The organism is Beijerinckia sp. 28-YEA-48, from assembly GCF_900104955.1.
Taxonomy (GTDB): domain Bacteria; phylum Pseudomonadota; class Alphaproteobacteria; order Rhizobiales; family Beijerinckiaceae; genus Terripilifer.
In genome coordinates, this window is record NZ_FNSI01000001.1 from 4409966 (window position 1) to 4426055 (window position 16090).

Genomic DNA, 16090 nt, shown 5'->3' on the forward strand with positions numbered 1-16090 from the left:
AAAATGACGGTCCAGATGAGTAGTTGTGGGAGGCTTTTACTCCCAAACGGTGCGTCGATCAAGAAAAAGCTGGCCCGACGTTCCCGCGCGGCAGCGATGCCGCACAAGCATGGCCATCGGCATGGTCCTCCAGCTTGTCCCATCGACTTGTCACGCCCGCGCCTCTAAAGCTCGGCCCTGCCTGCCTGGCTTTCCCCGAGAAAAGTTCCTCCCTTTGCCGCTGAAACCAAACACGTTCGCGCTGACCTTTGTCCTCGCGCTGATGACCGCGATGGGTCCGATCGCCACCGACATCTATGTGCCGTCGCTGCCGCAACTGGCGCAAGAGTTCGGCGCTTCGACGACGAAGGTCCAGTGGACGCTGTCGGGCTATCTGATGGGCTATGCGGTGAGCCAGATTTTCTATGGCCCGCTGTCCGACAAGCTCGGACGCAGACCTCTGCTCATTGCAGGCTTCGCGATTTTTCTCATCGCCACCTTCGCCAGCATGATGGCGACGTCGATCGAAATGCTGATCCTCGCGCGCATCCTGCAAGGCGCCGGTGGCGCCGGCCCGATCATCGTCGTGCGCGCCATCGTGCGCGATCTCTACGAGGGGCCGCGCGCTGGGCAGCAGATGTCGGTAATGAGCTCGATCATGGGCGTGGCACCGATCGTCGCGCCGCTGATCGGCGGCATTCTCGCCATCTGGTTCGGCTGGCGCGCCAGTTTCGTTGCCATGTTCGCAATCGTCGTCGTGCTCATCACAATCGCCATTCTGTTTCTGCCAGAAACCCTGCGCCGCACCGATAAAGCGCCGCTGTCGCTGGGCGAGATCTTTCGCAGCTTCCGCGTCGTTTTCGCCAACCCGCGTTGGCGTGTCTATGGCGCGCTGAACTGCCTGGGACACACAGGCTTGTTCGCCTTCATCACCGCTTCGCCTTTCATTCTGCAAACGATCTACGGGCTGACGCCGCTGCAGTTTGGCGTTTTCTTTTCGATCTGTTCGATGGCCTTCGTCGGCGGTGCCTGGATCGGTTCGCGGCTCGTCATGCGGCGCGGCCTCGATGGCACGATCGCGATCGGCGTCGCCTGTTTTCTCGTCGGTGGCATTTTGCAGGCGCTCGGCCTGTTTCTGTTTCCCCGTGAGCCGATCGCGTTGCTGATTCCGGAGATGATCTATTTCGCCGGCGTCGGTTTCGTCGTGCCGCATTCCATCGCCGCCGCGCTATCGCCCTTTCCCGAACGCGCCGGTGCGGCGACATCTTTGCAGGGCTTTCTGCAGATGATGTTCTCGGCCTGCGTCGGCCTCGGCGTCAGCACGCTGCTGGGATCAAGCGCCGTGCCGCTCGTCGCCGTGACAGTGCTGCTTGGCACGAGCGCGGCAATCCTGTTTGTCGCGTCGGCGCGCATCCGCCGGCGCCGCTAAGATGCAATGCCCTCAATGGCCGCGAGCAGACGCGCGATGTCTTCTTCGCGCGACAGGCGGTGATCGCCGTCCTTGATCAAGGTGACGGCGACGGGATCGCCGGCGAGATGTTCGACGAGTTGCATCGCATGGCTCCAGGGCACGTCCGGATCCTGCATGCCTTGCAGGATATGGACGGGGCAGTGGCTGCGAATGGCCTGGCCGAACAGGAGATGGCGGCGGCCGTCCTCGATGAGGGCACGCGTCACCGGATAGGGATCGGGCGCATATTCGGACTGGCGCAGCCAGACGCCCTTTTCTTCAATGTCGCGGCGCGCCGCTTCCGGCATGTTGCACCACATCAGCGCTTCGGTGAAATCGACAGCCGGGGCGATCAGCACCAGGCCAGCGAGACGGTTGGTTTCGCCGCTTTCCGCGAAAGCCTTGGCCGCCAGCAGGGAAATCCAGCCGCCCATAGAGGAACCGACGAGAATCTGCGGCCCTTCAGTCAATTGGCGGATCATGGCGAGGCTGTCCTCCAGCCATTGGCCGATGGTTCCGTCCTCGAACCGCCCCTCCGATTCGCCATGGCCGGAATAGTCGAAACGCAGGAAGGCACGACCATTGCGAGCAGCCCAGGCGTCGATGCGCTCGGCCTTGGTGGAAAGCATGTCGGACTTGAAGCCGCCGAGCCAAACGACCCCAGGTCCGCGGCTTGGCTTGCTTCCTGCCCGTTGCCGGAAGGCCAGACGACGTGTATCCGGCGCAGTTCCTACAGTTACAAATTGTGGATGGGTCTCAATCAGATCTGTCACATTCATTGCCAATGGCAGGTCCGGCGGCCCAAAACAGGACGGGGTGGCGGCCAGACGGGTCGGTTCGCCAGCCTTGTACACGAATAGGAAAGCGATGCCATACGGCCCGCATGATCTGATCGAAACCGGCCACTTTCCGGCGCTTGCCGGCCGCACGGTTCTGCAGATCATTCCAGATCTCAACGCCGGCGGCGCCGAGCGCACGACGATCGATATCGCCAAGGCGCTTAACGAGGCTGGCGCCCGTGCGCTGGTCGCCAGCCAAAGCGGCCGGCTCGTCAGCGAATTGCAGGCGTGCGGTGGCATCTGGATCCCGTTTCCGGCGAAAACCAAGAACCCGCTGTCGATGATCTTCAATATCCGGCGGCTGGCGGCGCTGATCTCGCGCGAACGCGTCGATATCGTCCACGCCCGCTCGCGCGCCCCCGCCTGGGTGGCCCTGGGCGCGACCCGGGCCATGCGCACCCCCTTCGTCACCACCTATCACGGCGCCTATGCCGGCACGTCGAACATCAAAATCCGCTATAATTCGGTGATGGCGCGGGCCGACTATGTGATCGCCAATTCCGAGTTCACCAAGCGGCGCATTCTCGAGCTGCATCCGTTCGCCGCAGACCATGTCACCGTCATCCATCGCGGCACGGATTTCCGCGCCTTTACGCCGACAGCTGTAGATCCGGGCCGGGTGCGGCGGTTGCGCCAGCAATGGGGCGTCGAGCCGGACGAGCGCATCGTGCTGCTGGCGGCGCGGCTGACCGGCTGGAAAGGCCAGACCGTGCTGGTCGACGCGGCTTCGATCCTGCGCCGGCAGGGGCTGAGCGGCGTCAAATTCATCCTGGCGGGCGACCCCCAGGGACGTAATTCCTTCGTCAAGGACCTGGAAAGCCGGATCGCGGCGGCCGAACTTACTGACGCGGTCAAGCTTGTGGGACATTGCGACGACATGCCCGCCGCCTTCATGGCCGCCTCGGCGGTGGCCGTCCCCTCGACCGAGCCGGAGGCCTTCGGCCGCGCCGCCGTGGAAGCCCAGGCCATGGGCGCCCCGGTGATCGTCACCGAACTCGGCGCCGTGCCGGAAACCGTGCTGGGGCCACCCGACAGTCCGGCGCAGGAGCGCACCGGCTGGCGTATTCCGCCGGGCGACCCGCAGGCGCTGGCCGATGCCATTGCCGAAACGCTGTCGCTGGGCGCCATCGAGCGGGACGCGCTCGCCACCCGGGCCCGCCAGCATGTCGAGAAACATTTCTCGCTCGACCACATGTGCAAGCAGACCCTGGCGTTGTATGAACACATCATTCTTCCGCAAAGACACGGTTTCTAAGGCCGCGCGCCCCGCCAAGGTTGACTTCCAGCCCGACAGACCCGATTCTATGATCGGGTCCGGGTCCTGCCCAAGCAGGTGGAAGCCGTCTTAGCGACGCCCGGGTCCGGCTTATTCACAAAAGGAGTTTTGCCATTCGCCGTCCAATGAAAGCCCCCGTGGGTCCCCAGAAAGAAGGCCCCCGGACTAATCGGGAAATCCGTGTCAACGAAGTTCAGCTTATCGATGCCGAAGGTCAGAATCGGGGCAAAACCCCGATAGCCGAAGCGATGCAGCTTGCCGAAGAGGCTGGTCTCGACCTCGTCGAAATCGTTCCGAACGCTGAACCGCCGGTCTGTAAGATTCTCGATTTCGGCAAGTTCCGTTTCACGGAACAGAAGAAAGCCGCTGAAGCGCGCAAGCGCCAGAAGGTGGTCGAGGTCAAGGAAATCAAGCTTCGGCCCGGCATCGACGAACACGACTACGAAACCAAAATGAAAGCCGTGAAGCGGTTCTTCGACGAAGGCGACAAGGTGAAGGTCACCCTGCGTTTTCGCGGCCGTGAAATGGCGCATCAGGAACTCGGTTATCGCCTGCTCGAGCGCGTACGCCACGAAAATCTCGCCATCGCCAAATGCGAAGTCGAGCCCTCGATGGAAGGTCGTCAGATGGTGATGATCCTGTCGCCGAAATAACGGCGCGCGCATAGCGGCGCATTTGCATCCGCCAACGGGCTGAGGGGCGCGTGTCCCGCTCGGCCCCCTGGCGGGATCGCATTCTCCGACATCATTCTTTTCGACACCACTTTCCGACATGGCTGCCGTGCGTCCGAAGCAAATCGTGCTTCTCCGAAGCGCGATTTTGCCTTCGATCTTCCATTTTGACGCGTCTTTGTTGCGTTCGGCGATTCCGCCGAACTGCAAAACGCTATGCTACGGCACACATCACTCCATGGACTCTTTCGCTCCCTCGGCCAATCGTCCTATGACGGGGCCTTAGGCAGAACAGAGTCACGTGGAAACGCTCACGACACCCGCGCCAGCCGCATCGCAACTGACGCACCGCGAAACCTTATGGATCGTGGCCGGCGTGCTGTTGCCGGTGTTCATGGCCTCCCTCGATCAGTCGCTTGTGGCAACCGCGCTGCCGACCATCGGCCGCGAGTTTGACGCCACCGGCCAATTGTCCTGGGTGGTGACCGCATATCTCCTGACCTCAACGGCGGCGACGCCGCTCTACGGCAAGATCAGCGACACGCGCGGACGCCGCATGACCATGATGGTCGGCATCGGCATTTTCGTTGTTGGCGCAATCGCCTCGGCTTTGGCGCCCAATATCACCAGCCTCATTCTGGCGCGCGGCCTGCAAGGCATCGGCGGCGCCGGCCTGGTGGCGCAGGCGATGACCGTTCTCGGCGATATCGCGCCGCCGAAACAACGGGCGAAGTACTACACCTATTTCTCGATCATCTACACGACAGCCGCCGGCATCGGTCCGGTGATCGGCGGCCTGTTCGCCGAACATCTGCACTGGTCGCTGATCTTTTGGATCTCGGTGCCGATGGGCATCGGCGCCTTCCTGATAACGAGCAAGTTGCTGCGCAAGCTGCCGCGCTACGAGAAATACCATCGCCTCGACATCGCCGCCGCCGTCCTCATCGTTGCCGCCAGCTCGACCTTGATGCTGGTGATGAATACGGGTGGCAAGACCTGGCCATGGCTGTCGATCGAGATCGTCACATTCAGCCTTGTCTCTGTGCTGCTGTGGGTTCTGTTCCTCCGGCGCCTCTTGCGCACGGCGGAACCGCTGATCCCGCTTGGCATCCTCCGCAATCCGATCGTGCGCTGCGCGATCGTCGCCAACTCCTTCGGTTGGGCGGCGATGATCGGCCTGAACATCTATCTGCCGCTTTATCTGCAAACCGTGCTCGGCAAGACACCTTCTGAATCGGGCCTCAATCTGATGGTGCTGATGGTGACGGTGAATGCGAGCGCGCTCGTTGGCGCGCAAGTGGCGGCGCGGATGGAGCATTACAAACTCTATCCGCTGGTGACGCTGTTCATCTGCATTCTCAGCATCGCCTGGCTCGCCGTGCGGGTCGATACGATTTCGATGCTGGAATTCGAACTGGTGCTGGCGCTCGCGGGCCTCGGCTTTGGTCCGGTCGCGCCGGTGTCCAGCGTCGCTTTGCAGAATGCGGTGATGATGCATCAGCTCGGCACCGCCGTATCGGTGATGAGTTTCGCGCGCAGCCTGTTCGCCGCCGTGCTGGTGGCGGCACTTGGCGCCATCGTGCTGCATGCGGTGGGCACGGACACGCTGACCGGCGCCGCGGCCACGCTTGAGGCCAACCGCGACGGCGCCACCGCGGCCTTCCGTACCCTATTCTGGGTCACCGCCGGCAGCCTGGTCATCGCTTTCCTCGGTCTGCTGCTGATGGAGGAGCGACCCCTGCTGACCTCCAACGACGCGCGGGTCGGCTGAAAGTGGCTGGCCAAATGTGATTTCTAAATGTGATCTGCGTCAAAGCGCCATCCGCCAACTGGTCTATGAGCGGACACAAGCGCGCGGCAGCTCCGCGCTAACTGGATTGATCCGATGAATTTCCTGCTGCCATTCTGTGCCTTCACCAGTGCCGTCGCCACGCGCGCGATGGATCCCTTGGTCTCGTCCCTGGCGCAGGAGTTCGGCATCACCATCGCCACGGCGGCGGTGGCCGTCACCATGTTCGCGTTGCCCTATTCCATCGGCCAGCCGATTCTCGGTCCCGCCGGCGATCACTACGGCAAGATCCGCATTCTCAAGATCTGCCTGTGGGTGCAGACGTTAAGCCTGATCATCGTCGCCGTGGCGCCGACGTTCGAACTGCTGCTCGTCGGCCGCTTCATCGGCGGTATTGCCGGCGGCGGCCTGATGCCGATCGCGCTCGCCATCGTCGCCGACAAGGTGGCGCCGTCGCAGCGCCAAGCGGCAATCGCGCGCAATGTCACCGGCTCGCTCTCCGGCTTGATCCTCGCGGCCAGCGGCGCCGGCCTGATGGCAGTGTGGCTGAACTGGCGCGCCATTTTCGGCGTCGCCACGGCGATCTCGCTCACCGCCGCGATTCTCGTCGCGATGCAGCTCAAGGAAACCGTTGTGGCGACGCGGCACATCCGCCTGTCGGATGCCTTCGACAGCTATCGCCAGATCATCACCAAGCGGCGCGCCTGGATCTGTTTCATCGCCGTGATGTTCGAAGGCCTCGCACTGTTTGGCATGTTCCCGTTCATCGCACCGGTGCTGCAATCGCGCGGCATGGGCGGCCCGGCGGAAGCAGGCTTTCTGATCACCGCCTGCGGCCTCGGCTCGCTCGTCTTCACCTTGGTGGTGCGGCGGTTGTTGCGGGTGATGTCGCGCTATGGGCTGATGATTTCAGGCGGCGCGCTGGCGATGATGGGGCTGTTGGCGTTGGCACTGGCCGCGCCCTTGCCGTGGCTGGCGTTTTTCTTCGCTTTGTCGGGCTTTGGCTACATGATGGTGCACAATTCCATCCACGCCGAGGTGTCGGAACTGACCGACACGGCGCGCACGTCGGCCTTCGCCTTGCATTCCTGCTTCTTCTTTACCGGCCAGGCGATGGGACCGCTGATTTTCGGCGCCGGCATGCAGCTGATGGGAGCATCCGGCATTCTCATGGCCTATGCCGCCATCCTATTCCTGATCGGGCCGATCATTTCGGTGCTGCTGCGCCGGGTGCGTGCATTGGGAAGCGGCGCGCTGGCCCACTGAGGGGACAGCGTTTCACAGCCCGACGGAATCACGCCTGCGGTTCACCCGTTCGACAGGTTGCGCACCAATTCGACTTCGTTGGCCGAACCCAGCACCACCGCGACGCGCTGGTGCAGCGCCTCGGGCTTGGTATCGAGAATGGCGATGCGTGCGTCGGTGGCTGCACCGCCGGCCTGTTCGACCAGAAGCGCCATCGGATTGCCCTCGTACATCAGACGCAGCTTGCCCGGCCGCTCCGGCTCGCGCTTGTCCCACGGATACATGAAGATGCCGCCGCGCATCAGGATGCGATGCACATCGGCCACCATCGAGGCGATCCACCTCATATTGAAGTCCTTGCCGCGATCGCCCGTCTTGCCCTTGAGGCAGCCATCGACATAGCGCTGGATCGGCTCGGCCCAATGGCGCTGGTTCGACATGTTGATGGCGAATTCCTTGGTGTCCTTGGGGATGCTCAGGCGCTCGTGGGTGAGAAGCCACGCGCCGCCGGCGCTCAACGTAAAACCAAAGACGCCATCCTTGAGGGTAAGGACGAGCATCGTCTGCGGCCCGTAGATCGCATAGCCCGCCGCCACCTGGTTGCGGCCCGGCAACAGGAAATCCGCCTCGGCCGGCACGCGACCGGCGGGCGCGGGCAGCACCGAAAAAATCGTGCCGACGCTGACATTGACGTCGATATTGCTGGAGCCATCGAGCGGATCGAAGGTCACCAGAAAACCACCCTGGCGGCCCGTGGCTTCGATCGTCTCCAATTCCTCGGAGGCGAAGCCCGCGACCGCGGCGCAGGCCCGCAGCTTGTCGCTGAGCATGTCATTGGTGATGACATCGAGTTGCTTCTGCTCTTCGGCCTGCACATTGATATGGCCGGCGGAGCCCAGATTACCGGCGATCGCGCCGGCCGAGACAACACGGCTGATCTCAACGCAGGTCGCGGCCACGGCGGCGATGACGGATTTGAGTTCGGGCGCCGACGGATGACCGTCGAGGAAATCGTTGAGCGTGTTCACGGCGTTCCTTCTGGGCTCAAGACCACTGGGCGACGGGAGGGGGTACAATCAATAGCCCCACGCTCGTACCCAACTGCGCTTGAGCCGTCGAGTGCTCTACCGACCGATCGGCCCCATATCGCCTTCCCCGCGGGCTCTCCCCCTTGCTTTTCCTCCCGCTTTCCCCTTATAAGCCCGGCTCTGAACCGCCCGGCCAGTAAGGGCTGCCGTGGCGGTTCTTTTCGCTCACTTCCGATGCGAATAGCCGAAACCGGCCGGAATTTCCGGCTGCGTCGAGGCAAGTAATTGAAATTGGGACGTTATCGTCCCGCAGGAGAGCAAAATGCCCAAGTTGAAGACGAAATCGGGCGCCAAAAAGCGCTTCAAAATCACCGGCTCCGGCAAGGTGGTTTACGCCCAGAGTGGCAAGCGCCACGGTATGATCAAGCGCACCAATAAGCAGATCCGGAACCTGCGCGGCACCGCGGTCATGTTCAAGACCGACGGCGACAACGTCAAAAAGTACTTCCTGCCCAACGGCTGACGTTTCGCCTTACCGCCCTGTTCAAGCTTAAGTTTTAAGGAGATCTGCCATGGCTCGCGTTAAACGCGGCGTTACCGCCCATGCGAAGCATAAGAAAGTCCTCGACGCGGCAAAAGGCTTTCGTGGCCGCCGTAAGAACACCATCCGCGCCGCTAAGGCTGCCGTCGACAAGTCGATGCAGTATGCCTATCGCGACCGTAAGAATAAGAAGCGCACTTTCCGGGCCCTGTGGATCCAGCGTCTGAACGCCGCCGTGCGCGAACTCGGCCTGACCTACAGCCGATTTATTGCCGGCCTCGCGAAGGCGGGCATCGAGATCGACCGCAAGGTGCTGTCCGAAATGGCCATTCACGAACCGGCGGCCTTCAAGGCCATCGTCGAGAAGGTCAAGGCGGACCTGCCCGCAGCGGCGTGATCTGACGGACGGCGCGCATATGCGCCGTCCCTCCGTCTTTTCGAGGCCCCTTCGCCCGCGCGGTTAACCCCGCGCGGCGAAACGTTGTGCGGCCTGAGGTCGTCTCCCAAGGCCGTGTTGAGCGCTGGTGCAAACCGGTTTCATCGTCAGGCGGGAACATGTCCGACCTTCTCTCTCTCGAATCCACCACCCTTGCCGCCATTGCCGGCGCCGCCGATGAGGCAGCGCTCGAAACCGTGCGCGTCAGCGCGCTTGGCAAGAAGGGCTCTATCTCGGCGCTGCTCGCGACCTTGGGCAAAATGTCGCCGGACGAGCGCAAGAGCGCTGGCGCCGCCATCAATGCCCTGAAGGACAAGGTGAGCGAGGCGCTGACCACGCGCCGCACCGTCCTCAAGGACGCGGCGCTGGAACAGCGGCTCGCCTCGGAAACCGTCGACGTCACTCTGCCGGTGCGCGACGCCGCCAGCGAGCGCGGCCGCATCCATCCCGTCAGCCAAGTGATGGACGAACTCACGGCCATCTTCGCCGACATGGGTTTCTCGATCGCCGAAGGCCCGGATATCGAGAGCGATGATTACAATTTCACCAAGCTGAATTTCCCCGCCGGCCATCCAGCGCGCGAAATGCACGACACGTTCTTCTTCCAGCCCGACGCCAATGGCGAGCGCAAACTGCTGCGCACCCATACGTCGCCGGTGCAGGTGCGCACGATGCTGTCGTCACCGCCGCCGATTCGCGTCATCTGCCCGGGCCGCACCTATCGTTGCGACAGCGACCAGACGCACACGCCGATGTTCCATCAGGTCGAAGGCCTCGTCATCGACAAGGGCGCGCATCTTGGCCATCTGAAATGGGTGCTGGAAGAATTCTGCAAAGCCTTCTTTGAAGTGCCGAATGTGAAGATGCGCTTCCGCCCGTCGTTCTTCCCGTTCACGGAACCGTCGATGGAAGTCGACATTCAGTGCCGGCGCTCGGGCGGCGAAATCCGCTTCGGCGAAGGCGAGGATTGGCTGGAGATTCTCGGCTGCGGCATGGTGCATCCGAACGTGCTGCGCAATTGCGGCCTCGATCCCGATGTCTACCAGGGCTTTGCCTGGGGCATGGGCATCGATCGCATCGCCATGCTCAAATACGGCATGCCTGACCTGCGACCTTTCTTCGAAGGCGATGTCCGTTGGCTGTCGCACTACGGCTTCAAGCCACTCGATCTGCCGAGCCTGGCCGGCGGCCTGAGCGCTTAAGGAGAGACCCATGAAATTCACCCTCTCCTGGCTCAAGGATCATCTCGACACCACGGCCTCTCTTAACGAGATCGTCGAGACGCTGACGCGCATCGGCCTTGAGGTCGAACATGTGGTCGACCCCACCGAAAAGCTGAAAGACTTCACGATCGCTTACGTGATCGAAGCCAAGCAGCACCCCAATGCTGACCGTCTGCGCGTCTGCATGGTCGACACCGGCTCCGGCACGCCGGTGCAGGTGGTGTGCGGCGCGCCCAATGCGCGCACCGGCATGAAGAGCGTGTTCTCCCCGCCGGGCACTTACATTCCCGGCAAGGACATCACGCTCGGCAAGGGCGTGATTCGCGGCGTCGAATCAAACGGCATGCTGTGTTCGGCGGCCGAATTGCAGCTGTCGAGCGATCATGACGGCATCATTGATCTGCCCGAAGATGCGCCGGTCGGCACGCGCTATGTCGACTATGCCAAGCTCGGCGATCCGATGATCGAGATCAATCTGACGCCGAACCGGCCTGATGCCACCGGCGTGCACGGCATCGCCCGTGATCTGGCAGCCGCTGGCCTGGGCACGTTGAAGGATCACGCGATCAAGCCCGCCGATGGCAGCTTCCCTTGTCCGGTGAATGTGACGCTCGACTTCGCGGCCGAAGATAAGCATCTGGCGCCGCTGTTCGCCTTGCGGCTGGTGCGCGGCGTCAAGAACGGCCCCTCGCCCGAGTGGATGCAGCAGCGCCTGAAGGGCATCGGCCTGCGTCCGATCAATGCGCTGGTCGACATCACCAATTACGTCACCTTCGATCGCGGCCGGCCGCTGCATGTGTTCGACGCCAAGAAGGTGAGCGGCAATCTCACCGTGCGCCGCGCCAAGGATGGCGAAGAGGTTCTGGCGCTCGACGGCAAGACCTATCAGCTGAGGAGCGACACGGTCGTCATCGCCGATGACAAGGGCGTCGAATCGATCGCCGGCATCATGGGCGGCGAACAGTCGGGTTGCGACGACGCCACCACCGACGTGCTGATCGAATCAGCGCTGTGGGATCCGATGAACATCGCTCGTTCCGGCCGCACGCTCGGCATCGTCACCGATGCGCGCTATCGTTTCGAGCGCGGCGTCGATCCGGCCTTCTGCGTGCCCGGCGCCGAGCTCGCCACCAAACTGGTGATGCAGTTCTGCGGCGGCACACCATCGGAACTGATCGTTGCCGGCGAACAGCCGAAAAGCGACACCGCCATCGACTTCCCGTTGAGCGAAGTGCAGAGGCTGACCGGCCTCGAACTCGACTCCCCGGAAATGATCCGCACCCTGGAGAAGCTCGGGTTCGGCGTTATCAGCCAGTCGACCAATGCCGACCGTATCATCGTCAAGGTACCGTCATGGCGGCCTGACGTGGAAGGCAAAGCCGACATCGCCGAAGAAATCGTGCGCATCGCCGGGGTCGACAATGTCGCCTCCGTGCCGCTGCCACGCCTCGATGCCGCCGTTGCCAAGCCGATTCTGACGCTGCTGCAGAAGCGCACGCGCCAGGCGCGGCGCGCGCTCGCATCGCAAGGCCTGGTCGAAGCGATCACCTGGTCCTTCGTCAGCAAGGAACAGGCGGAAGCTTTTGGCGGCGGACAGCCGGCATTGGCGTTGGCCAATCCGATCGCTTCCGATCTTTCCGATATGCGCCCGTCACTGCTGCCCGGCCTGTTGAAGGCGGCGCAGCGCAATGCCGATCGCGGCTTCGGTGATGTGGCGCTGTTCGAAGTCGGCCAGATCTTCAAGGGCGATGGCGAAAAGGATCAGCGTATGGCCGCCGCCACAGTGCGGCGCGGCGGCAGCGGCCGGCAGTGGAGCGCCAAGGCGACCAGCGTCAGCGTGTTCGACGCCAAGGCCGATGCCATGGCGATGCTGGCGGCACTCGGCGTGCCGCTCGGCGGCCTCAACATCGTCTCCGGCGGGCAAGCCAATGTTCCCGCATGGTTGCACCCCGGCCGTTCCGGCACGATGCAGTTTGGACCGAAGAACGTGATCGGCTGGTTCGGCGAATTCCACCCGCGCGTGCTCGAAATGCTCGATGTGGCCGGCCCGGTGGCGGGCTTCGAGATCATTCTCGATGATCTGCCGGCGCCGCGCGCCAAGCCGACCAAGGTGAAAGCGAAGCTCGAACTGTCGGATTTCATGCCGCTGGAACGCGATTTCGCCTTCATTGTCGATCGTAATGTCAAATCGGCTGATATCCTGCGCGCTGTTCAGGCAGCGGAAAAGGTGCTCATCTCGGGGCTCAACGTCTTCGACATCTATGAAGGCGCTGGTATTCCCGAAGGCCGCAAATCGGTCGGTGTCACCGTCACCTTGCAGCCGCGCGAGAAGACTTTGACGGACGCCGAGATCGAAGAGGTTGCCGGCCGGATCGTCGCCGAAGTGGCGAAGAAAACTGGAGCCACGTTACGAGGCTGATTGGCGAGGCTGAGCTGAATGCGGATCGCGGCCTTCATCGTTACAGGTGTTCTGGCTTGCGGTTTGACGGCCTGCGTTCTCTTGACGCCACAAGCCGCCTTGGCCCAGCGCTCGCCGACCGATTGTGACAAGCTGACGAACGACGACGCCTACAACAAATGCCTGGCCTCCTTCGGACCGAAGCGTGGCCAGCATGTTCCATCTGGCAGCACCGCCTATCCCGATGCGGTCGACGCGCCGCCCCGGGCTGGCGCGTCGACTGCCCCAAATGCCCGAAGTGTCCGCGAAGGAAGTGGCACGCGCGCAAGGCGTGCCAGCGGCCGCCGAAACCTTGGTTATCGGGGTCTGCGCGGCAACGGAAGCACCGTCGTCGTGACACAGCTCAAAGGCGGCCGTCTGCGCTTCCAGATCGTCATGCCGCAGCGGCGGTAGGATCAGCGCGGCGCAATCTCGGCTGTAGCCTTTCGTATCATGCCCAATACACCGGCAGTGTGACGCGGGATCAGCCATGCCCCAGACTGGGAAACATGTGGCCCGGTCGTGCGTTGATGACAGGGGGAAAGCCGGGACATCGACGTGTCGCGTCGCAACTGTGATGTCGCCGCTTTTCAAATTGCCCGTATGCACCCATAGTCACGTCCGTGAAATGGAGGTTCGGATGAGGAAAGTTCTGATCGCAGCGACCATAGCCTTTGCTGCCATGGGAGCGGCGGCACAGGCCGACGGCACCTTAGATAAGATCAAATCCAGCGGCATCGTGACCCAAGGCGTGAGAGAATCCTCAGGGTTGGCCTATACGTTGGGCAATGGCGTCTACACCGGCTATCACTACGACGTCTGCCAGAACATTATCGCCGATATCAAGAAGAAGCTGGGTCTCCCAAAACTGGACATCCGCTACCAGCCCGTGACCTCGCAGAACCGCGTGCCACTGGTGCAGAACGGTACGGTCGATTTGGAATGCGGCTCGACGACGAACAACACGGCCCGTGCTCGTGACGTCGATTTTGCCACGACCGTCTATATCGAGGAAATCAAGATCGCCGTCAAAGCCAGCTCAAACATCGGAAAGCTGGAGGATCTGAACGGCAAGACGGTGGCCACCACGACGGGAACCACATCCGTACAAACGCTGCGCAAGAACAAGAGAGGCAAGGATCTCAAGTTTAGCGAGGTCTTCGGCAAGGACCACGCCGACAGCTTCCTGCTGTTGCAGAGCGGACGCGCCGACGCCTTCGTCATGGATGCCTCGATCCTCGCCGCGAACATCGCGCGGGCGCAGAACCCGAAAGACTACAAAATTCTGCCCGAGGTGCTGGCCGTCGAGCCGATCGCGATCATGATCCGCAAGAACGATCCGGAGTTCAAGAAAGCCGTCGACGAGAGCATCGCCGAACAGATCAAGGCTGGAACGATCGCCAAGCTCTATGACAAATGGTTCATGCAGCCGATCCCGCCAAACAATGTCACCTTGAACATGCCGGCCTCCGACGCCACGAAAGAGGCCTGGGCCAATCCCAACGACAAACCCACCGAAGACTACAAACAGCCTGGTGAATGAGCCCTTCTATCAGGCACGGCTTGCGCCGTGCCTGATGTCTCTTCGGCGCTGAACAAAGGCGTCGCGCGGTTCGAGCTGGCAGGTTTTCATGGCGTATTGGCAGGATGTCTGGGATCGCTGGCAATTCCTCTGGGATGACCGGGGAGACGGCGTCACTTACTGGCAATGGATGTTTTCCGCCTGGGGCTACACGGTCTCGGTCGCGGCTGTGTCCCTGGTCATCGCACTGGTAATCGGCTGCCTGGTCGGCACCTTGCGCACGGTCTCGCAGCATCGGGTCGTCTCGGCGCTCGCCAATGCCTGGGTGGAACTGTTCCGCAATATTCCCGTGCTCGTGCAGCTCTTCCTCTGGTTCTTCGTCATTTCGGAAATCGTTCCGGGCATGAAAGGCGTTCCCAGCTTCGTTCTGGCCTGTTGCGCCCTTGGCTTTTTCACTTCCTCCCGCATCGCCGAGCAGGTGCGCGCCGGCATCCAGGCACTGCCGCGCGGGCAGAGCCAAGCCGCGCTCGCCATGGGATTTACCCAGTTTCAAACCTACCGCTATGTGATTTTACCGCAGACGTTTCGCATCATCATTCCGCCGCTGACCAGCGAAGCGATGAATATCGTCAAGAATTCTTCCGTGGCTTTCGCCGTGTCGATTCCAGAGCTGATCAGTTTCGCCATGCAGACGCAGGAAGAAACCTCGCGCGGCATTGAAGTTTATCTGGCCGCAACCATTCTCTATGTCATCACCGCTTTGGCGATCAGCTTGATCATGTCCATGATCGAAAGGCGGATGCGCGTTCCCGGTCTCTTCTCGCAAGACCAGGGAGCTCATTAATGCAGGCGCTGGATTTTTCCTTCTACACCTGGGCGAACATATCCGCCTATTTGCTCAGCGGCCTCTATTTCAGCGTCGGCCTGACGATCGCCGCCACGATTGGCGGCATAACCCTGGGCACGATCATCGCCTTGATGCGTCTGTCCGGGATCAAGCCGTTGGAATATGCGGCGATCTGGTATGTGAACCTGATGCGCAGCATCCCGCTGGTGATGGTCATCCTGTGGTTCTTCCTGCTGATGCCATCGGCCTTTTATAATTTGTTCCCGGCGGGCATCGGTCAGAAATATCGCGCCGAGATTTGCGCGCTTATCACATTCATCATTTTCGAAGCCGCCTTCTTCAGCGAGATCGTGCGCGCGGGCATTCAATCCCTACCACGCGGTCAAAGCATGGCCGGCCAGGCGCTTGGCATGACCTATGCGCAGAACATGCGTTACATCGTTCTGCCGCAGGCAGTCCGCAACATGCTGCCGGTCTTCCTCACCCAGACCATCGTGCTTTTTCAGGATACGTCCTTGGTCTATGCCATCGGCGCCTACGACATCCTCAAAGGCTTCGAGATCATGGGCAACACGTTCGGACGGCGCGTCGAGACCTATCTGCTCGCCGCCGTCGTCTATTTTATCATCTCGTTTTCGCTTTCCATGTTGGTCAAGAGCTTGAACGAGAAGATCCGCATCGTGCGCTGACTAGAGCAAATTGCGTTTCGACAGAAACGCAATTTTGCTTAGTACCTTTGTTTTGACGCGTCTTTGTGGCGTTTGACTAAGTCAAACTGCAAAACGCTATGTGAGGGACGTCGACTGT

At 61.9% G+C, this 16090-nt stretch carries 15 protein-coding genes; 13 read left to right on the forward strand and 2 right to left on the reverse strand.

Going from position 1 to position 16090, the window contains the following annotated elements; genetic code table 11:
* The first annotated feature begins 214 nt into the window (after positions 1 to 214).
* Positions 215 to 1408: a multidrug effflux MFS transporter gene (locus tag BLW50_RS20680; protein WP_170850275.1), complete on the forward strand. Its 1194-nt coding sequence runs from the start codon at positions 215 to 217 to the stop codon at positions 1406 to 1408.
* Here BLW50_RS20680 and BLW50_RS20685 read toward each other — a convergent pair.
* Positions 1405 to 2208 (reverse strand): alpha/beta hydrolase, encoded by an 804-nt coding sequence (locus BLW50_RS20685; protein ID WP_090706060.1) that lies wholly within the window; start codon positions 2206 to 2208, stop codon positions 1405 to 1407. The genes BLW50_RS20680 and BLW50_RS20685 overlap by 4 nt on opposite strands.
* Positions 2209 to 2296: 88 nt before the next feature.
* Between BLW50_RS20685 and BLW50_RS20690 the strand changes: the two genes are divergently transcribed.
* The 4 genes from BLW50_RS20690 (at position 2297) to BLW50_RS20705 (ending at position 7270) form a co-directional block, all read left to right on the forward strand.
* Positions 2297 to 3523, forward strand: a complete 1227-nt coding sequence (locus tag BLW50_RS20690) for a glycosyltransferase family 4 protein (protein ID WP_090706062.1) — start codon at positions 2297 to 2299, stop codon at positions 3521 to 3523.
* Positions 3524 to 3669: 146 nt separating this feature from the next.
* Entirely contained in the window at positions 3670 to 4197 is a 528-nt protein-coding gene (infC, locus tag BLW50_RS20695; RefSeq protein ID WP_090706064.1) for a translation initiation factor IF-3, read from the forward strand.
* 319 nt (positions 4198 to 4516) lie between these two features.
* Positions 4517 to 5986: an MFS transporter gene (locus BLW50_RS20700; protein ID WP_090706067.1), complete on the forward strand. Its 1470-nt coding sequence runs from the start codon at positions 4517 to 4519 to the stop codon at positions 5984 to 5986.
* A gap of 114 nt (positions 5987 to 6100) precedes the next feature.
* The gene (locus tag BLW50_RS20705; protein WP_090706069.1) at positions 6101 to 7270 is read left to right on the forward strand and encodes an MFS transporter; all 1170 of its coding nucleotides are present in this window, start codon (positions 6101 to 6103) and stop codon (positions 7268 to 7270) included.
* 41 nt (positions 7271 to 7311) lie between these two features.
* On the opposite strand, the gene BLW50_RS20710 is transcribed toward BLW50_RS20705, so the two are convergent.
* Positions 7312 to 8277 carry a class 1 fructose-bisphosphatase gene (locus tag BLW50_RS20710; RefSeq protein WP_090706071.1) on the reverse strand — a complete coding sequence of 322 codons (966 nt, stop codon included), beginning with the start codon at positions 8275 to 8277 and terminating at the stop codon, positions 7312 to 7314.
* Between the two features lie 322 nt (positions 8278 to 8599).
* Between BLW50_RS20710 and rpmI the strand changes: the two genes are divergently transcribed.
* From rpmI to BLW50_RS20750, 8 genes are all read left to right on the forward strand, one after another.
* Entirely contained in the window at positions 8600 to 8800 is a 201-nt protein-coding gene (rpmI, locus tag BLW50_RS20715; protein WP_090706073.1) for a 50S ribosomal protein L35, read from the forward strand.
* Between the two features lie 49 nt (positions 8801 to 8849).
* The gene (gene rplT / locus BLW50_RS20720) at positions 8850 to 9215 is read left to right on the forward strand and encodes a 50S ribosomal protein L20 (protein ID WP_090706075.1); all 366 of its coding nucleotides are present in this window, start codon (positions 8850 to 8852) and stop codon (positions 9213 to 9215) included.
* Positions 9216 to 9373: 158 nt separating this feature from the next.
* Positions 9374 to 10456 carry a phenylalanine--tRNA ligase subunit alpha gene (gene pheS / locus BLW50_RS20725; protein ID WP_090706077.1) on the forward strand — a complete coding sequence of 361 codons (1083 nt, stop codon included), beginning with the start codon at positions 9374 to 9376 and terminating at the stop codon, positions 10454 to 10456.
* Positions 10457 to 10466: 10 nt separating this feature from the next.
* Positions 10467 to 12896, forward strand: a complete 2430-nt coding sequence (pheT, locus tag BLW50_RS20730; protein WP_090706079.1) for a phenylalanine--tRNA ligase subunit beta — start codon at positions 10467 to 10469, stop codon at positions 12894 to 12896.
* A gap of 18 nt (positions 12897 to 12914) precedes the next feature.
* Entirely contained in the window at positions 12915 to 13328 is a 414-nt protein-coding gene (locus BLW50_RS20735; RefSeq protein ID WP_090706081.1) for a hypothetical protein, read from the forward strand.
* A gap of 226 nt (positions 13329 to 13554) precedes the next feature.
* A complete protein-coding gene (locus BLW50_RS20740) occupies positions 13555 to 14457 on the forward strand; it encodes an amino acid ABC transporter substrate-binding protein (protein WP_090709463.1) in 903 nt (300 codons plus the stop codon).
* Positions 14458 to 14545: 88 nt separating this feature from the next.
* Complete coding sequence (locus BLW50_RS20745) at positions 14546 to 15280, forward strand: amino acid ABC transporter permease (protein WP_090706083.1); 735 nt, start codon at positions 14546 to 14548, stop codon at positions 15278 to 15280.
* Positions 15280 to 15972 (forward strand): amino acid ABC transporter permease, encoded by a 693-nt coding sequence (locus BLW50_RS20750; RefSeq protein ID WP_090706085.1) that lies wholly within the window; start codon positions 15280 to 15282, stop codon positions 15970 to 15972. The genes BLW50_RS20745 and BLW50_RS20750 overlap by 1 nt, the downstream gene beginning before the upstream one ends.
* The last annotated feature ends 118 nt before the right edge of the window (positions 15973 to 16090 follow it).

Bases quoted from the DNA above. Each gene is read 5' to 3' on its own strand.
- BLW50_RS20745 (WP_090706083.1), top strand. From the start codon at position 14,546: ATGGCGTATTGGCAGGATGTCTGGGATCGCTGGCAATTCCTCTGGGAT.
- BLW50_RS20735 (WP_090706081.1), top strand. From the start codon at position 12,915: ATGCGGATCGCGGCCTTCATCGTTACAGGTGTTCTGGCTTGCGGTTTG.
- BLW50_RS20690 (WP_090706062.1), top strand. From the start codon at position 2,297: ATGCCATACGGCCCGCATGATCTGATCGAAACCGGCCACTTTCCGGCG.
- BLW50_RS20705 (WP_090706069.1), top strand. From the start codon at position 6,101: ATGAATTTCCTGCTGCCATTCTGTGCCTTCACCAGTGCCGTCGCCACG.
- pheT (WP_090706079.1), top strand. From the start codon at position 10,467: ATGAAATTCACCCTCTCCTGGCTCAAGGATCATCTCGACACCACGGCC.
- infC (WP_090706064.1), top strand. From the start codon at position 3,670: ATGAAAGCCCCCGTGGGTCCCCAGAAAGAAGGCCCCCGGACTAATCGG.
- BLW50_RS20740 (WP_090709463.1), top strand. From the start codon at position 13,555: ATGAGGAAAGTTCTGATCGCAGCGACCATAGCCTTTGCTGCCATGGGA.
- rpmI (WP_090706073.1), top strand. From the start codon at position 8,600: ATGCCCAAGTTGAAGACGAAATCGGGCGCCAAAAAGCGCTTCAAAATC.
- BLW50_RS20685 (WP_090706060.1), bottom strand. From the start codon at position 2,208: ATGAATGTGACAGATCTGATTGAGACCCATCCACAATTTGTAACTGTA.
- pheS (WP_090706077.1), top strand. From the start codon at position 9,374: ATGTCCGACCTTCTCTCTCTCGAATCCACCACCCTTGCCGCCATTGCC.
- BLW50_RS20750 (WP_090706085.1), top strand. From the start codon at position 15,280: ATGCAGGCGCTGGATTTTTCCTTCTACACCTGGGCGAACATATCCGCC.
- rplT (WP_090706075.1), top strand. From the start codon at position 8,850: ATGGCTCGCGTTAAACGCGGCGTTACCGCCCATGCGAAGCATAAGAAA.